Genomic DNA, 21,724 nt, shown 5'->3' on the forward strand with positions numbered 1-21,724 from the left:
GCCCCTGTTACTTAGTTTCTGGCAACTGTTGCGGTTCCTCGGCAGCGGTATGAGTGTGATAAATGTGCACATCTCGTTGAGGGAATGGAATATTGATTCCCTCCTCATCAAACTTCAATTTGATTTGCCGTGTCAGGTCCCAATACACATCCCAATAGTTTTCTGTTCTGACCCAAGGCCGCACCCAAAAATCCACCGAAGACTCCCCTAAATTGGCCACTTTGATCACCGGTTCAGGATGCTTTAGCACATGCTCGTGAGCTTTAACGACGCTAGTGATCACCGCTTCAGCTTTGGCGATATCATCTTTATAGCCGATACCAAACACCAAATCGACACGCCGCACTCGCTCAGCGGTGACATTGGTGATGACGTCTTCCCAGATCTTGTTGTTGGGGACGATGATACGCTGGTTATCAATGGTTTTAATGGTTGCATTGACCAAACTAAGCTTTTCTACCGTGCCAGAGACGCCGCCTGCTTTAACCATGTCATTGACGTCGAATGGGCGATAAATCAGGATCATCAAACCAGATGCAAAATTTGACAGTGTTCCTTGCAAGGCAAAACCGATAACAATACCGGCCATACCAAAGCCTGCCAGTAGTGGCCCCACTTCGATTCCCGCTTGACCAAGTGCCACTAGAATACCGAACAGCATGATAATTTTATGGACGATGGAGGCAAAAAAGTCTTTCAGCAAGGCCGATAAATTGAGCTTTGAATTGTTGGTTGCTTTGAGCACCAACTTGCGTGCGGTTTTGGCTGCAAATGAAAACACCGCCAAAATAGCAATTATAAGCAACAGCTTGAATAGTAAGTCTGGGCCATATTCCAGTGCTGCCGACCAAAGCTTGGATGACCAGCGAGATATCAAACGGGATATCACGTTGACATTGAAAATGTCTTCGGTAACCGAACCGGTGCTAGCAATAAGCACCTCTTTGTATTTACTGGTATTGGTTCCAAGCTGATCGAGCAAATTTACCGTCAATTCCAGTGAACTGTTGTTACTGTCGATTTTTTGTTGGTAAGCACGAATCGCGGTATCGAGGTGTTCTTGTTCCGATGCCAGCGCTTCAGATTTCTCGCTGTCTAGTTCGGCAATCTGTTGTTCTGAATAGACCAATAGCAAGCTAATATCGTCGGCCCGTTCGACCAAAGCTTTGGAAAAGGTGACTCGATCACTGCTGGTGGTTAAACCCACTTTATCCTGCCAAAGAATGTTTTTCATGGTGAAGCTGAGCATGGCATCAAGCCGTTGCTGCAACTGAGCCATTTGGGTTTCCCATTCCAATAGCTTGTTGCTGTCTTCGGTCGTCCGATTGCTACGCTCTTCATTGATGTGGCGGTCAAGCTCAATCAATGCATCAGCAGATGCTGTCGCTTGTTCTTCTAAAATGTCTTTGATGGTTTCGAGTTGCTGTGCTGACAGTGCGGCAAGTGAATCCTCATCATTGAGCAATTCATTCATTTGTAACTCTTGCTCATCAACAATTTGCTTGACGCGTAGGCGAATCAGCAAGCGCTGTTCACCAGAAGCTTTCACTGGGTGAAGAATGTAGCGAGTTAAGCGTTCATGATTCGCTTCAAGTTGACTAATTTGTGGCGCCAGGTCGCTTGATGCGACGGCAGTTGGTATTAAACACAGTGCGATAATAATGAGGCAAAGCCGTTGGTAGCAATAACGAAGCATTGGGCATCCTTGTGGCAAGTCGTTTTTGTCTTAATCCAGTATCGAAGAAAAATGGCCAAAAAACGACACCAAACTCTCCATTTTATGTAGCGTATTTGTTAACTTCGGCCACTTGCTTTAATAATTGTCGAATAGGCAAGCGAACTCAGTAGTTGGTGGTAGAGCTATATGCGCGGATTTACTCTGATTGAATTAGTCGTCGTGATTGTCATTTTGGGCATTCTCGCCGTTGTGGCGGCGCCTCGTTTTGTCGACCTCAAATCCGATGCCATCGAAGCTGATTTGCAGGGCATGAAAGCTGCTGTCCAAGCGGGCAGTGAACTCGTTCACATGAAAGCACAAATCGCGGGCAAGACTGAAGGGGCCGATACGCTTGATATTGGCAATGGCGTTGTTATCAGCATTCATTCTGGCTATGCCACTGGGCATTGGAACAATGCGGTCAAGTATTTGATCAACCTCGATGCAACGACATGGACGCCGGCGAATACCGCGTGTCCCGACGAGTGGTGTGGTCGAGGCAATCAGCGTAATGTTCCAAGTGATGATCCAATCGCTGTTAGCGGCCGCGCCGCTAAGATTTGGCTTGGTGGTTATGAGTGGGGCGATTTGTGCGGTGTCCATTATGTCAACAATGAAGACGGCACCGCACCTATCATCGGTATTTCTACTTCTGAATGCTAACCATTGCCAATGAGTCGCCTACTGCGGCTGTTTTTCGTTGCTCTCCTGCTGCTCTTCCAGCTTAAGGTTGAGCTTTTTAGCCAACGGCTCTATCGCGCCGCCTTGGACAAAGATTGAGATGATGACGATAAAGAACACCATATGAATCATGATATCCGCCTCTTCCAAGCCCGCTGCAGCAGGAATTAAAGCAAATACGATTGGCGTGGCACCTTTGAGTCCGATTGATGAAATGAAAAGTCGCTTGCGCCAACTAGCCTGACGAAATGGCAAGTAACATAGCTGCACTGCCAGCGGCCTAGCGACAACGATTAATAGCAATGCTGGTAGTAGTGATTGCACCAACACTTGCAATAGTTCTTGAGGAAATATCTGTAGGCCCAGAACAATGAACAACAGCGCTTGCGCCACCCATGAAAGGCTGTTGAGAAAGTGACGACTTACTTCCATACCACGCTCAACGCCATTGCCAATAACAACCCCTACGACGTAAGAAGCGAGCAAAATATTGCCGCCAAGTTGTTCGCTACCGTAGGTCGCTAAAATAGCGCAGGCTAAGATAAACACCGGTATTAACCCATACTCACCGAGCTTGATGCGGTTTAACAGCCAACAGCACAACTTACCAATCAATAACGCGAAAACTAATGCCACAGTTATTTGCAACACTAGATCGATGCCGATGCTAGCTAGTGATGGCATGGTGCCCGGGGCAAGGGCCAATTCGGTCAACAGCACCACCAGAATCAATGCGACAGGGTCATTGGTTGCAGATTCAAACTCAAGAATGGTATCGGTTTTTTCTTTTAGCTTGAGCTTTTTCGATTCCAAAATCGAGAACACTGCCGCGGCATCGGTAGAAGAAACCACTGCGCCGAATAATAAGCAATGAATTGGCGGCAGCCCCAAAAGTAGATAAATGATGACGGCAAAAGCTATGGTAGATATCACCACTCCAAACGACGACAGCACACCTCCCTCTCGGTAGGCCACCTTAATGTTGTCGGTTGAGGTGTTGAGCCCGCCGACAAACACAATGATATTGAGCGCGATGGCGCCAACGGTGGACGTCAGCTGGAGGTTATCGTAAACAAAACCGAACTCGCCATTGCCAATGACCAATCCGACGGCCATGAAAATCAATAGAGAGGGCAATCCCAAATTGCGAGAAGGGTGATGCAGTAGGATGCCGATAGCGATAAGTAGCGCAAAGCCAAGAAGGGCCAATTCAAAACTCATGAGACGTCCTTATTTCTTCAGATCATTGGTAGTGTCGGCAACCGACGAGCCTTCCGGCGGATATTTGAGTGTCCCTTTCATGTCTGCTTTTGATTCACTGTCAAAATCAGGGAACGGGAAACGCTTTTCGTTGCGCCAGGTTTCGACTCGTTTGCTGGCCCGCTCTTGCTTGTCTGCTGCCAATTCAGGGGTCCGGCCGAGATATTCCTTTTGCGATGAAAAGGCGATTTGCGAGCCTGATTTTTCAACCAACTCTGCAACTAAAAATAAAATATCTTCTTGGATCGCCATAAAGGTATCTGTATCGCGACACGTCAGATAAATCATGAACTCGATATCCAGTGAGTATGGCCCGTAGCCAGCAAAGCGGATCCGAAAAGGCTCTTCTTCAACTTTTGGATGGCGCAGCGCCATCTTCCGCAAGTCTGCCAAGATCACTCTTAGCTGCTCCATCGTCGTGTTATGACGTAACCGAAGTATATGGCGCATGCGGCGCTTGTCGCGCTTCTCTAAATTGTCGAGTTGCTGCTGGGCAAACTCCGAATTGGGAATGGTGATCACCGAGCGTTCGAGGGTTCGTACCCGGGTTGAGCGCAAACCTATTTGCTCAATAAACCCCATTTGTTCGCCAAACTTTGTGAAGTCTCCGACCTTAACGCCGCCATCGGCGTAAAGAGTAAGGCCGCTGATGACGTTTTCCAGTAATGGCCGAATGGCCAGAGCAACAGCCAAGCCACTGATACTTAGACCTGCGACTAGTGGTGAGATAGAGAAGCCCATAAATTCGGTGGCGTAGATGACAATAAGAGCGACGGTGATGACGCCGAAAATTCGAGATAACACTCTGATAAGCGGCGCATTTCGGGCTTTAGCATTGTCTTCGTGATAGGACAGGGCAAGGGCTGCTCGGTCGAAACAAACCAAGGTAAACCAAGCAGCACAAATAAAGATCAGACACCAGCTAATGGCGGAGGCAATTTGATAAGCCATGCCATATAGCCACAACCCTTTGATCATGAAATTTAGTGCCAGAACGAGTAAGCCAATGACCGATAGAATCGCCAAGGGTTTACCGAATTGCCGCCAAGGCCTGCTGGCATCGACATGTTTGTCCCAATATTTGCCGACCGACAGCAATAGTTTCGCTGCCAAGTAAGTTGTAATGATCAATACTGTCAGGCTCAGCCACTGCCATAGCGGCAGAGTCAACAGAATGATTCGAGTCCATTCGGGGGCGCCCCAAATCAGTTGGTCGTCGATCCAAGGCCCCGGCTGCACCCTGAATCGATAAATCAAATCTTCTTCTGCTCCTTTGATATAGGGCAGGTGGCGCATCGCTAGCCATATATTTTCGAGCTCATTGACTGTTTTTTCGGTAAACAGGTATTGGCCCTTGCGATCACCCTCTTCGACTCTGGCAATCACGAGTTGGCCATTGGGCACCACCCAACGCTCTATGCCTTGCTCTTGAACTTGTTTATCGCCGGGTATTTGCTCCCACGGCGGTAATTCAATGCGGTTTAAGATGGCCTTCAACAGCATGATTCTTTCCATGGTAACCACGGATTGAGTGCGTTTGGGCAACTTGCCGTAATCAAGCGCTTGAGCCGCAAGCAAAAATGCCGCTTCTTTGCGCATATCGTTGGCGAGGTCGTAATCAAGTCCTCGACGTGTGTTGTCTAGGAAATTGCGCAGGGTATCGCGAGGACTGGAAGTGTCGGCACTGGCAAAATAATAGTGAGGTGGAAGATCTTGCTGATCCGATGCCATTAGCGGATTTGAGCAAGCCACCGCTAACATGATTGTTAGTAACGCCTTGTGTCCAAGCTTTGCCAGATGAGTGAACAACTGACATGCCCTCGATAAATTGCTTATGCCACTACTTCATCAACATAACTGGTTGTATATGGGTCTTAATGCGTTGACTTGAGCGTGACGTATCTTACGAAAGCGTAACGGTATTTTGGCTATTCGCAAGGTGGTCGCCAGTGTTGCTGAAGGCAAGCCCGGCGAGTTTGATAGTTATGGAGCAAAGATCAGAATCAAATACATAAAGAAAAGCGCCAAGTGAACAGCGCCTTGCAGCACACTAGTTTTGGTACCGCCAAAAGTAAGTGCGGCTGAAAACAGCGTCAATATGATTAATACAATGCCGGTTGGTCCTAGTCCCAACGTGACCGGTTGGCCTGCAAATAGTGAAATAGTGAGTACAGCTGGCACGGTTAAACCGATAGTCGCCAATACTGAGCCTAAGCATATATTAATGCTGCGCTGCAATTTATTGTTGCGGGCCGCTTTCAGGGCTGCTAATCCTTCAGGAGTTAACACGATTGCGGCGATTATGATGCCGCCAAGCGCCACCGGTAATTGCAACTCAACGGTGCCAAAATCCATGATGACCCCGAGTTTCTTTGACAACAAGACGATGGGGGTGATGGTGACCAGTAACATTAGCGTGTGATAGACCACTCCGTGATTATCGAGGTGGCGGCGCGAACTTTCTCCGGCTTGGTGATGCAACTGTGCAGCTATAGGTTGAACAAAATAGTGTTTTTGTTGGATCGTTTGCATTGCCAGAAAGACACCAAACAAAACAATGGTCATCAAGCCAAAGAGCATTTGCTGGCCTGTGGTATAAGTCGCTTCTGTGGTCGAAGTGGTAAAAGAGGGCAGTACCAGCGCAATCACAACCAGTGGCGTGATCACCGTCAGAAATGCTCGAGTTCCCTCCAATTGGTACTCCTGTTCAGAGTGCTTAAGCCCGCCCAGCAGTAGGGAAGCACCGACCAAACCATTCATCACAATCATCACCACAGCCATCATGGTATCTCTGGCGAGCAGAGGATTGGCATTGCCGGTCAGCATCACCGCTGCGATTAGCGATACCTCAATGACGGTGACCGTCAGGGTTAAAACCAAGGTGCCGTATGGCTCTCCCAGCTTTACCGCCAAAGCATCAGCGTGACGCACGACCTTAAATGCGCACCAAAGCATGGTGATCAGTAACCAAATAAAAAGTCCGATAGCGACCGAATGATCCGACAGATCGGCCAGCCAGTTGTCGCCAATGGTGAAGAAAATCACCATGGTCAACAAGCCAAATACCAGTGCTGCGTCTTGTTTGAACTGCTTTATCATACTGATTTCTCGAGTACTTGTACTGCTAACGGCAAGGGTAGGGAAGTATCTCTTTGATATTAGTTTCAATATCAACAATATAGTTCATTCGACTGTGAAAGGGTTGTCGGTGGAACTAACATTGCGACGTCACAGCCGAATGACGATTACTTCTGCTAATCGTCGTATCTCAACCGCTCGCGCTCAGATAAATGCGCTCAAAGTGATTGTTGAAGCGTTCTTTTGAGCTGTAATTTCTCCCTGCCGTTTAATTATCTTCGTCATCGATTTTGCGTTTTGAGTCTGGCTCTTGTTCCTCATCCACTTCCACTTGATTCGAATCACTGATTGCTTGCTCGACTTCGGCCATTGTTTTGCCATCGGGCGCCATTTCATCGCTAATTGGCGTTGCTCTAACTGGTCGAACAGCCTTTTCTCGAGCAGTGGGTGCGTGGCGTTCAGTCATACCAATATCCAACGGTCTCTCATTGTCACCTGCTAGATACAGAGTCTGGGTAGGGAACGCAAATTCAATTTTCTCTGCTGCAAATCGCTCCATGATTTGCATATTGACCCACTGCGCATGTGCAGAGTAGTCCCAATATTCTGGCGGGTGATACCAATAATTCACTGCGATGTTTAACGAGTCGGCGTTAAATTCATTGAAGAAAACTCGAGGTGGTAAGTCAGGTTGATTGATTGGCACGTTCGGGTGTTGATGGTCGTTTTGTTGATCAAAATTATCAGGCAGCGCGAGGATCTGTTGAATGAGCTCCACCGCGCGAGCGACTTTTGCCGGGGAAGTATCGTAAGTCACAGTGATGTGAAATGTTCTGCGGATATAGGGGCGCCTGCCGACGTTTTCTACCTTTGCATTGGCTGCGACTTCATTTGGAATTGTGATTTGGTGTCCTGTTAAAGTTCGCAGCCGGGTTGAGCGTAAGCCAACATCTTCGACGATACCATCCATGTCATCGACTTTGATTCGTTGCCCTTCGACAAATGGTTTATCCAATGATAACTCGATGCCAGAAATGATGTTCTTAAAGGTGTTTTGTGCCGCTAGTGCTATCGCTAAGCCACCAACGCCTGCACCAGCGACCAATGTCGCCAAAGAAAAGCCGATGCGTTGCATGCCTTCGATAACGACCACAACCGCGAACGCTAATGAGAGTAAACGACCAGCCAAACGAACGAGCTGCTGATTCATCGTACTACCAGTGTATCGCTCGGTTGATAGGATTAACTCAGATGACAAGTTGCCCAAGTTGATGATCCCGACAACCAAATAGAACAAGGTCAACGCGCGGGTGACAAAGACTGCTGATTGCAACACATCACCGGTTAGGAACACGTGATCGCGCAAAAACACCTCGAGAAAATAAGCCAAAATCAAACCGGACAAGGGATTAAACAACTCAAAAGTGCGTCGAACTAGCAAGCTACTCTCTGACGTGTGTTTACTGATTGCGCTTCTTAGGACTCGCAAAAGCACCAATGACAACACGGCAAGTGCGACAAAACACCATTGCCAAACAGTTTGTTCATAAAACTCCGAGTAAAACCAATTGGGCAGCGCCAGCATTAACTCGTGGGGTAACAGCGGGCCCGAGTAGAAAAAATAAGATTGATAAAGGCCGTTCACATATTGCTGCTTGGGAGCATAGGGCAGGTGTTTCACTTCGCCATACAAACTTCGGGCTTGGGCCAACGTGCTGGGGCGGAATTGATAGCGCCCAGTATCGCTCAAACCTATTTCAATGGGTGTGCCTGGCACACGGTAGATTGGCGCTTTGCCGATGGCGATGCGAGCGGCCATTTCATCTTCGTCTGGGATTAGCTTGAGCTTCGGCAGCACAACTCGGGCAAGAATTTCTCTAATGTGGACCGCTCCCTCCATTGCAACATGATTTCGAAAGTCTTCTGGTACTGTTCTTAAATCAAATAGCTTGTCGATTTGGGCGCTGAGGTTTTTGGTTTGCTCGGCGTTAGTCCAGGTATAACCGGTCTTTTGCACAGATTGCTGGTAAATGCGCATCACTCTGACAAAGCTCAGTAACACCATCCGAGGGCTGCTGGTATCGACCCTATACCAAAAAATCTCATTGGCAGCTTCGTCCCCCAACTCCAGCTCTAGCGACGATAGTGGGCTACTCGAAGGGACGGAAGCTTCCGCGCAAGGAGGGGCATATAGCGCAATGACCACTATTAACAAAATGCCAGCAAGTACTTTCACAGCCAAACTCCTTTTCGGTTGTTGCCATGTGCGGTTTGAACAAATGTTGTCTGTCGTTATGCCGATAACCAATCTCGGCCAAGCACCTGAATACCCAATCAATATAGCGCTTTTTACCAAGCTCTATTGCCGTGGTTGGAGGAAAAGGAAGTTAAATTGAGCTGAAACAAAAACACCATGTCGACTAAGAGTTCGAGACTCATAATTGTCATCCCTGTCCAATCTGACTAAAAGTAAAAGATTGTGATGGTTTTTGCGTGTTTGTGGTTGAGTCTGCCTCGGACCTCCGCGTACCATTGGCGTAGTGTTGATTTGACGTTAACCGGGATGTGGCTAGATACGCCACCAATGAAAGGAAGAAAGACGGATGAAAATGTTCAAGAATTTAGCCATTGCATTGGCTGTTGGCGCGATGAGCGTAACGGTATCGGCCACTGAGTTGGTGAAGCAAGTACCAGCGCTTACTTTGGATGGCGCCAAATTTGTTGCTCAAGCTGCTGTTGCTAAAGCTGAATCGGAAAATTGGAATGTTGTCATTGTGGTGGCCGATGCCGCTGGCCGCCCGATGTATCTCGAACACATGGATGGCGCCCAGCCATCAAGCCTAGAAACTGCCTTGAGCAAAGCCAAAACCTCGGTAATGTACAAGCGCCCGAGTCGCGTGTTTGCGGAGCGTGTTGGTGGCGGTGAGGTAGCGCTGATGTCGCTGACGGACATGCTGCCATTTGCCGGTGGAGTGCCCATTAAGTTAGATGGTCATGTCATTGGTGCTGTCGGAGTTAGTGGCGTGAAAGGCTTGCAAGATGAACAAATTGCACAAGCTGGCGTTGATGCGTTGCTGAAGTCGGTGAAAGACTAGCATTCCATCGGGAATAACCGGGTAGCTTGATGTCGAGGTTACCCGCCCCCAACATACAAAAAAGCCCCGACCAAATGGTCAGGGCTTTAAATTCTCTTAATCGCCACAGTTGATTCAATTGGGCTTTATTCCAAGCGGAATGCTCGTCTCGTCCTGAGACTCGGCCTTCGGCCCGCCCTGCGGGCGTCCAAAAACGTTCCAGACGTTATTGTCGAACCACGCTCGGCGCTTCTCATCCAGCCACAAATCGCACATACAAAAAAGCCCCGACCAAATGGTCAGGGCTTATTTGTAATGGTGCCCAGAGGCGGAATCGAACCACCGACACGGGGATTTTCAATGCGGTGTCGTTAGGAAATTCTTTAAAAATTAATTGATTATTTTACAATGAAGAGACTTTGCAAAAACTTTGCAGAAAAAGAGTTTCTTCATGGCGAATCAATTAGACAGACACGACATTTCTGACGAACTATACGTCTACCTTCAGGATAACAGCAAGCGCTGGTATGCCCGTATCAAGGTGGCTGGTAAGTGGTATAGCAAGACAACAAAGCAAAAGGAAAAAGAGAAAGCCATTGCGATGGCCTACCGACTGCAAATGGAGCTGGAAATTCTGTCCGAGAAAAACCAGTTAGTGAAGTCCAAGCGATTCAGGGACGTAGCCGAAAAAGCTATCGCCAGCATGCAGCAAGCCATCGATGATGGTGTTGGTAAGCAAATCTACCGAAACTATATCCAAGTACTCAACAAGTACCATATCCCTTTCTTTGATCGCATTTATGTCACGTCCATCGACATTACTAAGCTCAAGGAATTCAATACTTGGCGTATCGCTCAGATGAAGCGAGTACCAGCTAAATCGACATTGCTTAATCACAATGCTGCCATGCAGATGGTGTTCAAGGAAGCCATCGAAAACAAATGGATGTTGGCCAACCAAGTTCCCGATTTAAATACGTCAGAAGGGGAAGCACCTCAGCGCCGAGCCCACTTCACGCCACAAGAATATGAGCAGGTCATGGATTCCCTGTATGACATGATGGAAAACAGTCACAAAGAAGTAACTCGCCATATTCGACAGCTAACAGAAGACTATGCCGAGTTTGTGATTTACACCGGAATGAGGCCGGGCTCTGAGCTAGATAACCTAACTTGGGGAGATCTGCACATCGAGCGCCATGGTGACAAGGCAACGTTTCACATCTCAGTTAGAAAAGGTAAAACCACGCTCTACACTGGCACTCGAGAAATTGTGTGCAAGAAAGCCTTGGAAATGACGGTTAGGCATATGGTGAACCGATTTCCAAATCGCAAAGCAAGCGACAAGCTGTTTACTCTGCCTGATGGATCAACAACCTCACGAATTGGCCGCTCATTTGCTGAGGCGGTTAAAAAGGCTGGGCTGGAAAAATCACCGTCAGGTAATCGAACTCTCTATTCATTGCGACACTCTTACATAACGTGGGAATTGATTGCCCAAACGGTGCCGATTGAAGTACTTGCACGCCAATGCGGCACCAGTACCGAAATGATTGAACGGCATTACAGCCATGTTATTCCGCGAATGTATACCAAAGAGCTCTCTGGCGTTGACCTTCCTGCAAAAGAAGAAATCGAGAAGAAATGGACCAAACACAAGCAGGCTATTGGGGACAAATGGGTTGAAACGTACAAAACATGGGAAGCGAATTATAAGCAGCGAGGCTGTATCTAGCCTCCTTGGATTAGTCTGGACGTAATCTGGCACTCTTAGATTCGAGGCTAGATCCAACCTGATAAGTTGCTCTAACTCATTTCTGCCCCAAATCTTGTTTGATGTCTATCGTTTCCAAAATTGATTTTGATCAAATCAACCTACCCCTTAAAACTCCAGCAAAACGCCCACTTCATATACTCAACTGCGCAGTAACATCACGATTACCTAAAAGGAGAATTAGGATGTATGAGTCTATGAAGAAGTTATGCAAACGAAGGATTATGTGTTGTTTGTTACCTGTTGCACTGGCAGCTTGCGGTGGCGGAGATGGAAGCTCAGATAGCAATACTGTGAATCAAACCCCTTTGACTGGCGTGTTTGTCGGTCCTGTTGAGGGTATTCATTTTCGGACGGTAACGCAATCTGGAATGACTAGCGATGCAGGAGAGTTCCTGTATGAAGATGGAGAGTCAGTTACTTTTGCTATTGGCGGAATCGAATTGCCGGATACGCCTGCACAGTCCAGTATAACGCCTCTTGAAATATTTGAGGCAGCAGATATTGATGATCCTGAAGTAACTAATTTAGCACGATTGCTAATATCAATAGATGTTGACGGCGACACCGACAATGGGATAAACATTTCCCAAGAAGCTCACGATGCCGCCCAAAACATGACTGTCGATTTTGCTGATGAAGATTTCGACTCCGATGTAGTAGGTCTGGTGGCAAATAGTGGCTCACCCAATAGTGCTCTGGTTGATATCGATCAAGCCCAATCCTACTTGCTCGAAACCATACATGGCGTTGAGCTTCCTAGCCAATTTAGTTACGAGTGGCTTGGGGGACGAACTTTATACATCGTTTGGTTTGATGATGATTTAGGGGGAGTTGCAGAAGAGCTGACTGTAAGTGACGATGGCTCAGAGTTTTTTGTAACAGGGTTAATTAATAGTGATTCAGATTTTACACTTGAGATTTCAATAACTGAAGAAGGCTTGTTAGAAGTACATGACAATGAGTTTTTCAAAATAGTTTGCGGTAGTACAGAAAACTATCTCAAGACGCACTATATTGATAACGGTGAATATGGGGGCACAGATCTCTGGTTCTTTGACCGAGACGCGGCTCTAGATTTTTCCGTAGCTTTAACCGAAGATATTTCCCCTTGCGAATCTGCTTTAGAGTAGTTAGTTGAAGAGCGATTAATATCGATTTGAGCCAGCTAATAACCTAGCTGGCTTTTTCATATCTACTAAAAACCTCGTTAACACGAAAATGTCCAGAAATGAGTTCCGTCGTTTAGTGTGCCGGTTGTAAAGTTAGGTCACGCTGTGCAATCGACAGTGTCAGATCGTGTATGAGCTCGTACACCGCACTCTATTTTTTGGACGATTAAGTTTAGCCATTTTTCATCCCTGCTTGGCCTAGCATCTTCTGTATGCCAGAGCTCCACTACTTTCAGTTCCTTAAATGGATTTAGTAGTTGAGCCACTGTCGTCTCGTCCATATCTGTAAAGTCTCGCCCTCCTTTACTTCTCTCAGTATTTCCATACTTGAATGACAGATACCATGTTCCACCATTTTTCAGCGAGCGGGTTAATTTCTTGATGACTGTTGGTAGCTCTTTACGGGCGACGTGGAGAAGCGAGGCGCACGTCCAAATCCCATCATATTTTTCTGTTTCATCTATTTCTTGGAAAGTCTTATGCTCTACGTGTATTCCGGTATAAGTGCTAGCGTGCTTGACCATTTCAAGAGATGCATCCATTGCTTCGACGGTGTATCCCATAGCTATAAAAGCTTTCGAGTCTCTACCTGAGCCACACCCTCCATCTAGAATTAAGGCTCCTTCTTGTAATCGACTGCAAAATGGCGAGTACAAAGCTTGCATGTCTACATTGAGGGTACTTTCGACAAAAGCATTGGCGTTCTGGTTGTAGTAATCAATAGTCATTAGAAAGTCATTATGCCGCGTGGTTCAGGTTGCCACTCATGGATCAGTATGGATTTGGCTGAATCATATTGTTTTTGTAAAAAGCTCCTCCGAGCCAACTCTTCCAATCCCGTTTGCTGAATAAGCGTTTGTCGGAGCGGAAGATGGCTATTAATAAAATACTCATTTCTTTTGTGGAGTCGAGATAACAACTCAATTGTTGGTACTTTGGCAAATTTGCCGCCTTCGCCTCTGTTGCAGTCTTGGCATGCTAATACCAAATTCCAAACTCCGTTCACGTTATCAACATTCTCTTTCGCGGCCCACGGCAAGAAGTGATCGACATCCGCTAAGTTCGGTGATTTTTTATCAATGCTTATTTCGTCATAGCAATAAAAACAGCGACCTTTTTGATAGCCGTTCAAACTGTCTCTGCAACTGGTGATATCGACACGGCGCTCGCTGTCTGAGGTGAACAAGGTTTTCAATTTTGGATCGTATTGAACTGATACGAGGTTACGGGATACACCCATGCGCCACGCTTGTTCTACCAGTCGCCAGCGAGCTTCAGTTTCATAACGGAAATTTTCAAACTGGCCACTTTCGGTCAGTTGATAAAACTTATCCGTCAGTCGAATCCCTTTGTTTGTTCTGCGCTCGTCAATAAAAAATCGGTTAGGTAACTCTTCGTTGTTCACGTTGTGGAAGGCTTTGAGTACATGGTTAAAGCCCTGTTTTATCGTCGTATTAATTAAAGAGTCTTTTTCTATTTCCATTCGGTTATATGCGGAGCATGCATCGAGAAATTTGCTGGAAGAGGAGGTGCTTTGCTTAGGAGTGTGCTGGAGGTGGGTGCAAATATGTCGGCTAAATGGCTCAGCAAGTTTCTCCAAGGTTATTAGATCATTGGGCTTGGCATGCATATCGATGAGTGATTGCGCCAGTGCAAACTTGTATGTGGCAGAATTCTTTCCAAACAATATGATTGCACGCCAACAATTCTCATTGGTTACGTCGACCTGATAAAACTCCATTAACTCTAACTCGCACAATTTGACTGTTGATTATGCAGAGTTTACCAGATCTATACGGGGAGCCGATTAATGTTAATTTAATAGAGCATACAATCAGTTACTCGAGAGTTGTGCCAGCTGCTAATAGCTGGCTCTATTGAATAACAGTGAAGTTTTGATTTTATCCTATGGTGGTTTTAGTCAGGGGAAATCGTAAGAGTAAATGCCTTCATTTCCTGCCAATAGCTCAAGAAATTCGGCTCCCAGACCACATACATATCAGTTCCTTTCTCAATAGCACATTCGCCAATCACGGATTGGAAAATGCCGCAGCCAAAGTCGAAGTCGAGGCTTTTGGTCAGCTCCGCGAAGGGACCAATACCGACATAGCAGAACTCCGTAATGTACTGGATATGCCATTGGTTGAGATGGCGCTCTAGCCTGATTTCAACAGGTCGGAACCCACCTGATTCGGCATCATAGGATTCATCTCTGAAATTTAGGGTGACGGCATTGCTGGTGACGTCTTTGAGTTGCTCGGCTAAGAGGCTTGCGAATTGCTCCGATACAGGCAGTGGTAGTGAGGTGCTTACTGTGGTCATGGTGTGTTCTCTTGGGTGATTTAAGAAAAAGGCCAGTAGCGACAGTGCCGCTACCGGATTTTGAGTTGTTGGATTGGTGGCTTCGTTACTTGGTTGGCTCTAGGAAGTTATCCAGCTCGCCTGCCACAACAGCTTCAATGACTGTTTCGATAGTGGGAATGAGGTTTTCGGGTGAGCCCACTTCAAAGGCATGCATACCCTTGGCTATTTCCATAGGGGTATTGCCGCTTCGCACCTCGAAGTAGAGGCAGTTGTTGCGGGTGTAGAACCAAGGGCGAACGACTTTGGTGGTGGTTTTCGACACCATCTCGCCGGTTTCTTCATCCATGATGCGCTTGCTGACCTCACGCTGTAAGGGCTTACCGTCTAAGTGGCGTTTGGCCATGTCCAGTTGCGTGTTTAGCCGCTTTAACAAGCGCTCTCGGTTACGCAGTAACGGGTTATCTTTCAAATTCTCTGGGCGTGCAGATGCCTTGAGCTTACTCAATAGTTTTGTTGCCATGATGGGCTCCAGTTTGTGTTGGTTTGGGTGTGACTAAAACGTGTGGCTAGTTAATAAAGCCGATGGATTGGGGTTGTTGTTTTCGATTGTTCTCTTGCTCAAGGAGAGTCAATGCTTCTTGAGCGGTGAATGGTTTGGTTGCGTAGCGACTCCTTCTAGTCAAGATGGCGAAATCGCCGGGCGTTAAGTGTTTGAGCTGCTTTAGTTGGCGCTCTATTGCTGTGGTGGATTTGGATTTCAGCACTTGCTTGAACAAGTGAGCTGATTGCTCAGGCTTTAGGTATTCAAAGGCCAGCTTGAAATCGAATCGCCGTGCCACGGCATGGTCGAGGTTCTTGGCAAAGTTCGTGGCCGCAAAGAGCGGGTATTCAAACTGCTCGATTTGCTGCAAGAACTCATTTACTAGTTGGATTTCATGGCTTCGTTGCATTGAGTCTCGCGCCATGAGAAGGCTATCGACTTCATCCAAAAATAAGATGGCTTGGTTGTTGGTCGCTCGCTTGAACAGCTTGGCTACGTTTTGCTCGCTCTCCCCCACATACTTACCCAAAATATCTGAGCATTTGGCAGTAATGAGCTCTTGGTTAAGCGCATCGGCTAGGTAGTGGATATAACCTGTTTTGCCACAACCTGGGGGACCAGTCAGTAGTACCCGTATGTCCATCAATTGCGCGACGCCACGTTTGATTTGCTTGAGCTGATTAGGCGCTGTAGTCAGATTCACGTACCGCTCATCAAAGGCCATGGCATTTTTATATCGACTCGTTGGTGGTATGCCGGATGCCATATCAAGGTTATCCAGTACTTGACTGACAATGCCCTCAGCCGCTTTACCTTTTGAGCCAACGAATCGGGATACCTGACAGGCATTGGTGACGGTCGCAGGTGTGGCCGATGGGCTTTTAGCCAGCTCATTTACAAAGGGTTTCGATAACCTGAGTCCTTTGGCCGTGGATTGAATCAATTTGGCAATGGCATCGCGTGGAGGTTTATCAACGGCCATAACATAAGTGAATCGGCGCAAGTGGCTTGGCTCAAACACATCCACATCATTGGTTATCCAAATCGTCGGCAGCGCATTATCCTCCAACAAACTGTTGGTGGTCAGCTTTGATAACTTGGAGCCAAAGCGATATTCCGAGAAGATGTCTTCGCACTCATCGACAATCAGCATGCCTTGGGTTTGCGACGAGCAAAGCGATTGGATTAACTGCAAGTGCTGCAACCGTAAACAAGGGCTTGGCGTTAGCTCGTCATACTCTTGCTTGATGGCATTTGAGTCACCACCAATCGGGTGTACTTCATATAGCGGATAACTCAGAACCTCGGCCATGGCACGAACCAACTGAGTTTTACCTGTCCCAGCAGGACCATAAAGCAAGATGTTGAGCCCTTGGATGGGCTCGACTTTGGCCACTTCAAGCAAGCTTGCCATGATGTCAGTATCAACATGTTCAAAGTTGGATAACTGCAATTCCGCTTTGGGCGAAACCAATAAGATTTGCTGCACCAACTCATCATACGACTCAAACCGTTTGGTTGAGAGTTGTGCCACCAAGGCCGCATTTACTGGGTATAAATTGTCGAATGCAGAATTAGGCGCAAAGCGCTCTTTGTTGAACAATGGACATTGCTTAAGCTCGCGTGTTGCAGCAACGAGCGCCTCACAGGACAAGCTCACCGTATCGGCAATGAGCTGTGTCGCATCATCAGAGAGTGATGCGCGAGCAAGCGTATCGCCAAACTCAAAATTACAGCTCATCACAACGAGCAACTTGAGTAACTCAATACTTGCTGCTGAGAGCTTCATGTGGCGTCCTAGCAGCTCACAGTTGCTACTTAGCACATCAGTGTCATGCGTCTTGAAGCGAAAGCTTGAGAGCGTCTCTAGGAGCTTATCTTTGTCAAACAACTCGTCGTGCGAGAGTCGAACGTGATGACCTGTCATGCGCAAAAAGTCTTTGCAATTCACACTCTCAAGTGAATCTGCATCATAGTCAGAAGAGGTCAGCGCATTGATGAGATATTGAGTAATGAGCTGATGGTATTTGCGTGAAATAAACATGCCCTACCTCCGCTGACGACGATTGCTAGTGCCACCCGAAAAGCTCAGACCACGCCCTGATGCAATCAAGTTTTGCTCATCGCGTTTGTCATAGATTTGGGTGGTGGTGACACTTGAATGACCGGCCATCTTGCAGACCGTCAGCAAGTCCACGTTTTCATTGAGTAACTGCGAGATGTATGTACGCCGCATGTCATGGGGCGAGCAGCGAGAGTCCAACAAATCTTCGGTGGCCCGACTGACAATGTTGTAAATCGATGTGGCCGATAGCTTGCGATGCAATTGTGGCTCTTCACCTAAAAACGGGTTGAACAAGTAGCCCGATTCCAAACCGCGCACGTCAAGCCAGTTATCCAAATCATCTGCCGCCCACTGAGGCATGTACTGCACACGAGGTTTACCGCCCTTGCCGTGTTTGACTTCAATCGCTAACTCTTCAGCGCAGAAATGACAGAGCTTCAATGCCATTAGCTCAGAGCGTCGAAGGCCGGTCGATAGCAACATGGCTAAAATGGCGGTGTTGCGAACCGGAACCAATCGCTTGTTTTGTCGATACACCGACAGCAATTCACATACCTCATCAGCCGCTAACGCAGCGCCTTTGGTCGTTGGAAAGGTCTTCAACCGCTGGATACTTTGAACCTGTAGCCACTGCTTCTCAGTCACAAGGCCAGACAAGAACGCAATCTTGGTAATTGCCCGAATTGCACACAGTAAATGGTTAATCGAGCGAGCTGATGCGCCAGAAGTTATACGAGCTTGTTTCAGCGCTTCGATTTGAATGTAAGACAGTGAGTGAAACGGCTGTTTCTCAACAGGGCCGTGCCATTCAAAGAAGTCTCGCGCTTGCTTGAGCTGACTATTAATTGCTGCTCTGCCGGTCGCTTTTAAGCGCTCTAAATAGAGCAAAGTAGGGGATTTTTTCTGCATGAAAGATACCGCAAATCAATGAGTTGTTGATATAACGGTATCAGGAGGTATGAATGGTCTAAATGGCTGTTTTTGATGGGGATAGTAAAGTTGCTTGAGGGTGAACGGATCAAATTTGAGTGAATTTTTGATTGATGGGATCAATTTGCTTTTACTGTGAATTACTGTCTATATATACAGCTTCCTGTTGTCGTTCACTAAATGATGTGTTAGGGTTTGTTCATTAAATAATTAACTTAAGACATATTTTTATTTTTAACGTTCATAAATAAAAATGTACTTGTGAACTGCCGAGTTATTCATGACTTATGAAGAGTTTCAAAGACAATTGGGCAAAGCCGGTGTGACGATGAGAATGTTTGCTGAGCTGGTGAAAATGAATCATGTATCGTTAAGTAACTATTCAAAAAAAGGTACGGTGCCTACCCATATAGCCATCATCGCAGCATTGATGGGAGAGATGGCTGAGCATGGTCTTGACTATCGTAATGTGCTAGAAAATTTAGATATAAGCCGTAAGCGCCCAAGAGGTGCGGCTAGGAAAGGAAAATTTGGTGGGGACAAGCAAAGTGACCTTGATTTACCGCTGTAACTATCTGTGTATAAATAATGTTGTGGGGTGTTGTAAGTGACTTTCAATGAGAAAGCCGTTGAACCTGTGACTGGAAACGAAATTGCGAATTCCCCTGTATACGTTGGAGCCAGCAGGACCCGTTGTCACAAAATAGTTTCACTGTTTGCCGGTTGTGGAGGAATGGATTTTGGTTTCAAAGGCGGGTTTACCTTCCTGAATCACAAGTACCCAAAGCATCCTGTAGATATAGTTTGGGCGAATGAGTTGAATGAAGCTGCTTGTAGGACATATCGCCGAAATATTGGGGAGCACATTCATCAGGGAGATATTTGGGAAATGCTCGATGATTTGCCTCTCTCCGCTGACATCGTTATTGGTGGATTTCCCTGTCAGGATATTTCAGTCAATGGCAAAGGTGCTGGTATTGAAGGAAAACGAAGCGGGTTATACAGAGCCATGGTTGAAGCTGTGAGGCGAATTAGACCCAAGGCTTTTGTTGCCGAGAATGTTAAGGGCCTACTTATGAAGCACCATGCAGAGGCCTTGGAACAGGTACTGAGAGATTTCTCATCTCTTGGGTACAACGTCACGTATCATCTTTACCAATCTGCTGATTATGGTGTCCCTCAGACTAGGGAGCGCGTAATGATTGTGGGAACGTTACCTACTGTTGGGAATTTTGAACCACCTGCACCCACAACTCACAAGGGCAGTCACATAACTGCTAAAGAAGCTATTCATGATTTATCCAAACTTGATGAAGACGAAGGTTTTAATCACATTTGGAGTCGGGCTAAAAAGAGCCCAGAACAAGGCGACAGGCGACTTAAAGCGGATAGAGCTGGATATACAGTAAGAGCGGAGTGTCATGGTAACATTCACTGGCACTATGAATTGCCGCGAAGGATGTCAATGAGAGAAGCTGCGCGTATTCAGTCATTTCCAGACGATTTTATCTTTGAATCTAAGTTAAGAGAAACCGAACGACAGGTGGGTAATGCAGTTCCTCCAGTACTTGCTTGGCATGTTGCCAATGCAGTGCTGAACGCTTTAGATTAACTAAAAAAGGTGGACACAATCCCCACAAGCTCTTAGTCTAAATTAACCGATTTTAAGGATAAACTAAGAGCTTGTTTTTATTTTGAAAAGCGAAGAATTCGAAGAGCTGTTGGCTGCGATATGTAATCAATTAACTGACGAAGCTAGAGATACTCCTTTCATTAAAGCTAATGAGTTCGAGGAGAGAGTAAGAAAAGTTGCGGAACAGTTAGGCTCAAAAATACTCCCAGATATAGATTTCACTCCGCACCCACAAGCATTTCCTGACATAGACCTTGGTGATTTTGGGATCGAGGTTAAATTTACCAAAAACGACTCTTGGCGAAGTGTTGCAAACAGCGTGCAAGAGACCAATCGAATCGAAAGTGTTAAACATGTTTATCTGGTTTTTGGCAAAATGGGGGGGGAGCCAGAGGTTCGGTGGGGGAAATATGAACAGTGCGTAATGCATGTCCGAACTTCTCACGTGCCTCGGTTTGAAGTGGAAATCGGAGCTAAAGAATCACTATTCGACAGAATGGGGATCCAATACGATGAATTTCGAATTTCTGATATCCATAAGAAAATGGAGTACGTCAGGCTTTATGCTCGTGGAAGGTTAAAAAAAGGTGAGCGCCTTTGGTGGCTTGAAGACTCTGATGGTCAAGATCATACGTTGCCAATTCAAGCTCGCCTCTATACAAAATTGGAAGCCGCTGAAAAGAAAAAACTAAGGGCCGAAGCCGTGCTGCTATGCCCCCAGATAGTAAAAACAGGTAGGTCAAGAGATAAGTACGATGATGTCGTACTATACCTTCTTACTTATCATGGTGTTCTTTGCCATCAGGCACGGGATCTGTTTTCTGCTGGGAGTGTTGCCAACCCCAAAAACGATAATAAGGGTGGGATATACATACAACGTGCTATCGAGCTTCTTGAGGACGATATTTTGGTTGCAGCGCAGCAGATGGATGGTGCCCTCTTTAAAGAGTATTGGGGGAAGGATGTGGAGCCGCGAAACCGTATCAAAGAATGGTTACAAATTGCAGATTCACATGCTCGAGATTGGACCCCTTCGGAAGTGCTGTTTTTGGGGAAGTCTTAAGTCTTGGTGGCAATCAAGCAAGCCATCATGCTTGGTAATGTTATTTACGGGTTTCACAAACTCTGTGATCAACCATCTGTCTATGTGTGCAAGGGCGGCTTTGCTCGTGTTGATCTCAGCTAACTCTGTTAGCTCTAGTGCTAATTTTAACTCTTGGTTGCCCTCGCCAGACAGCACCAGAAGTACCTGCTCTTCGCTGTTACAGAATCTGCTGAAGCACAGCTCGTGAAGCTCAACCAATGAGTCGTATACAGAGCCTTCTAGTCTAAGGGAGTAGGTGTTGTCGTTTGACGACAATTTCATGAAAAGAGGGCGGTAAGGATCGCCTTCTGTACCACCACAATGGTTTATCGCATCGTTGATGGCGTCCTCAAATTTGCTGTTGAATTTGATCGGCAGGTTGTCTTGAAAAAGCTGATAGCGCATAGCGTA

Annotated in this window: 19 protein-coding genes and 1 pseudogene; 7 read left to right on the forward strand and 13 right to left on the reverse strand. The window is 46.6% G+C overall.

Annotated elements, in window-relative coordinates; genetic code table 11:
• Window positions 1–7: 7 nt before the first annotated feature.
• On the reverse strand, window positions 8–1,696 hold the full coding sequence (locus tag CBE68_RS02130) for a mechanosensitive ion channel domain-containing protein (protein WP_087504431.1): 1,689 nt from the start codon (window positions 1,694–1,696) through the stop codon (window positions 8–10).
• Between the two features lie 168 nt (window positions 1,697–1,864).
• Here CBE68_RS02130 and CBE68_RS18985 point away from each other — a divergent pair, with 168 nt between their 5' ends.
• Complete coding sequence (locus tag CBE68_RS18985; RefSeq protein WP_087504432.1) at window positions 1,865–2,380, forward strand: type II secretion system protein; 516 nt, start codon at window positions 1,865–1,867, stop codon at window positions 2,378–2,380.
• A gap of 18 nt (window positions 2,381–2,398) precedes the next feature.
• On the opposite strand, the gene CBE68_RS02140 is transcribed toward CBE68_RS18985, so the two are convergent.
• From CBE68_RS02140 to CBE68_RS02155, 5 genes and pseudogenes are all read right to left on the reverse strand, one after another.
• Window positions 2,399–3,619 carry a potassium/proton antiporter gene (locus CBE68_RS02140; RefSeq protein WP_087504433.1) on the reverse strand — a complete coding sequence of 407 codons (1,221 nt, stop codon included), beginning with the start codon at window positions 3,617–3,619 and terminating at the stop codon, window positions 2,399–2,401.
• A 9-nt stretch (window positions 3,620–3,628) separates the two neighbouring features.
• A complete protein-coding gene (locus CBE68_RS02145; protein WP_087504434.1) occupies window positions 3,629–5,419 on the reverse strand; it encodes a mechanosensitive ion channel family protein in 1,791 nt (596 codons plus the stop codon).
• Between the two features lie 222 nt (window positions 5,420–5,641).
• Window positions 5,642–6,190, reverse strand: coding sequence for a hypothetical protein (locus CBE68_RS19050; RefSeq protein WP_408633811.1), 549 nt, complete (start codon window positions 6,188–6,190; stop codon window positions 5,642–5,644).
• 3 nt (window positions 6,191–6,193) lie between these two features.
• A pseudogene (locus tag CBE68_RS19055) lies at window positions 6,194–6,757 on the reverse strand (calcium:proton antiporter); the annotation flags it as partial.
• Between the two features lie 247 nt (window positions 6,758–7,004).
• Complete coding sequence (locus CBE68_RS02155) at window positions 7,005–8,972, reverse strand: mechanosensitive ion channel family protein (protein ID WP_143824461.1); 1,968 nt, start codon at window positions 8,970–8,972, stop codon at window positions 7,005–7,007.
• Between the two features lie 367 nt (window positions 8,973–9,339).
• Between CBE68_RS02155 and CBE68_RS02160 the strand changes: the two genes are divergently transcribed.
• The 3 genes from CBE68_RS02160 (at window position 9,340) to CBE68_RS02170 (ending at window position 12,717) form a co-directional block, all read left to right on the forward strand.
• Window positions 9,340–9,831: a GlcG/HbpS family heme-binding protein gene (locus CBE68_RS02160; protein ID WP_087504437.1), complete on the forward strand. Its 492-nt coding sequence runs from the start codon at window positions 9,340–9,342 to the stop codon at window positions 9,829–9,831.
• Window positions 9,832–10,261: 430 nt separating this feature from the next.
• On the forward strand, window positions 10,262–11,545 hold the full coding sequence (locus tag CBE68_RS02165) for a tyrosine-type recombinase/integrase (protein ID WP_087504438.1): 1,284 nt from the start codon (window positions 10,262–10,264) through the stop codon (window positions 11,543–11,545).
• Between the two features lie 224 nt (window positions 11,546–11,769).
• Window positions 11,770–12,717 (forward strand): hypothetical protein, encoded by a 948-nt coding sequence (locus CBE68_RS02170; RefSeq protein ID WP_143824462.1) that lies wholly within the window; start codon window positions 11,770–11,772, stop codon window positions 12,715–12,717.
• Between the two features lie 137 nt (window positions 12,718–12,854).
• On the opposite strand, the gene CBE68_RS02175 is transcribed toward CBE68_RS02170, so the two are convergent.
• The 6 genes from CBE68_RS02175 to CBE68_RS02200 form a co-directional block, all read right to left on the reverse strand.
• On the reverse strand, window positions 12,855–13,484 hold the full coding sequence (locus CBE68_RS02175) for a class I SAM-dependent methyltransferase (protein ID WP_087504440.1): 630 nt from the start codon (window positions 13,482–13,484) through the stop codon (window positions 12,855–12,857).
• On the reverse strand, window positions 13,484–14,497 hold the full coding sequence (locus CBE68_RS02180; protein WP_087504441.1) for an HNH endonuclease domain-containing protein: 1,014 nt from the start codon (window positions 14,495–14,497) through the stop codon (window positions 13,484–13,486). The genes CBE68_RS02175 and CBE68_RS02180 overlap by 1 nt, the downstream gene beginning before the upstream one ends.
• Window positions 14,498–14,673: 176 nt before the next feature.
• Complete coding sequence (locus CBE68_RS02185; protein WP_087504442.1) at window positions 14,674–15,078, reverse strand: DUF2787 family protein; 405 nt, start codon at window positions 15,076–15,078, stop codon at window positions 14,674–14,676.
• An 85-nt stretch (window positions 15,079–15,163) separates the two neighbouring features.
• On the reverse strand, window positions 15,164–15,580 hold the full coding sequence (locus CBE68_RS02190) for a hypothetical protein (protein ID WP_087504443.1): 417 nt from the start codon (window positions 15,578–15,580) through the stop codon (window positions 15,164–15,166).
• A gap of 46 nt (window positions 15,581–15,626) precedes the next feature.
• Complete coding sequence (locus CBE68_RS02195; RefSeq protein ID WP_087504444.1) at window positions 15,627–17,645, reverse strand: AAA family ATPase; 2,019 nt, start codon at window positions 17,643–17,645, stop codon at window positions 15,627–15,629.
• A 3-nt stretch (window positions 17,646–17,648) separates the two neighbouring features.
• A complete protein-coding gene (locus CBE68_RS02200; protein WP_087504445.1) occupies window positions 17,649–18,575 on the reverse strand; it encodes a tyrosine-type recombinase/integrase in 927 nt (308 codons plus the stop codon).
• A gap of 301 nt (window positions 18,576–18,876) precedes the next feature.
• Here CBE68_RS02200 and CBE68_RS02205 point away from each other — a divergent pair, with 301 nt between their 5' ends.
• The 3 genes from CBE68_RS02205 (at window position 18,877) to CBE68_RS02215 (ending at window position 21,292) form a co-directional block, all read left to right on the forward strand.
• Window positions 18,877–19,167, forward strand: a complete 291-nt coding sequence (locus CBE68_RS02205) for a DNA-binding protein (RefSeq protein ID WP_087504446.1) — start codon at window positions 18,877–18,879, stop codon at window positions 19,165–19,167.
• Between the two features lie 36 nt (window positions 19,168–19,203).
• Window positions 19,204–20,208: a DNA cytosine methyltransferase gene (locus CBE68_RS02210; protein ID WP_229744617.1), complete on the forward strand. Its 1,005-nt coding sequence runs from the start codon at window positions 19,204–19,206 to the stop codon at window positions 20,206–20,208.
• Between the two features lie 82 nt (window positions 20,209–20,290).
• Window positions 20,291–21,292 (forward strand): hypothetical protein, encoded by a 1,002-nt coding sequence (locus CBE68_RS02215; RefSeq protein WP_229744616.1) that lies wholly within the window; start codon window positions 20,291–20,293, stop codon window positions 21,290–21,292.
• On the opposite strand, the gene CBE68_RS18620 is transcribed toward CBE68_RS02215, so the two are convergent.
• Window positions 21,239–21,718 carry a hypothetical protein gene (locus CBE68_RS18620; RefSeq protein ID WP_143824463.1) on the reverse strand — a complete coding sequence of 160 codons (480 nt, stop codon included), beginning with the start codon at window positions 21,716–21,718 and terminating at the stop codon, window positions 21,239–21,241. The two genes, CBE68_RS02215 and CBE68_RS18620, sit on opposite strands and share 54 nt — an antisense overlap.
• Between the last annotated feature and the right edge of the window lie 6 nt (window positions 21,719–21,724).

It is taken from the genome of Neiella marina, from assembly GCF_002165625.1.
GTDB classification, from domain to species: domain Bacteria; phylum Pseudomonadota; class Gammaproteobacteria; order Enterobacterales; family Neiellaceae; genus Neiella; species Neiella marina.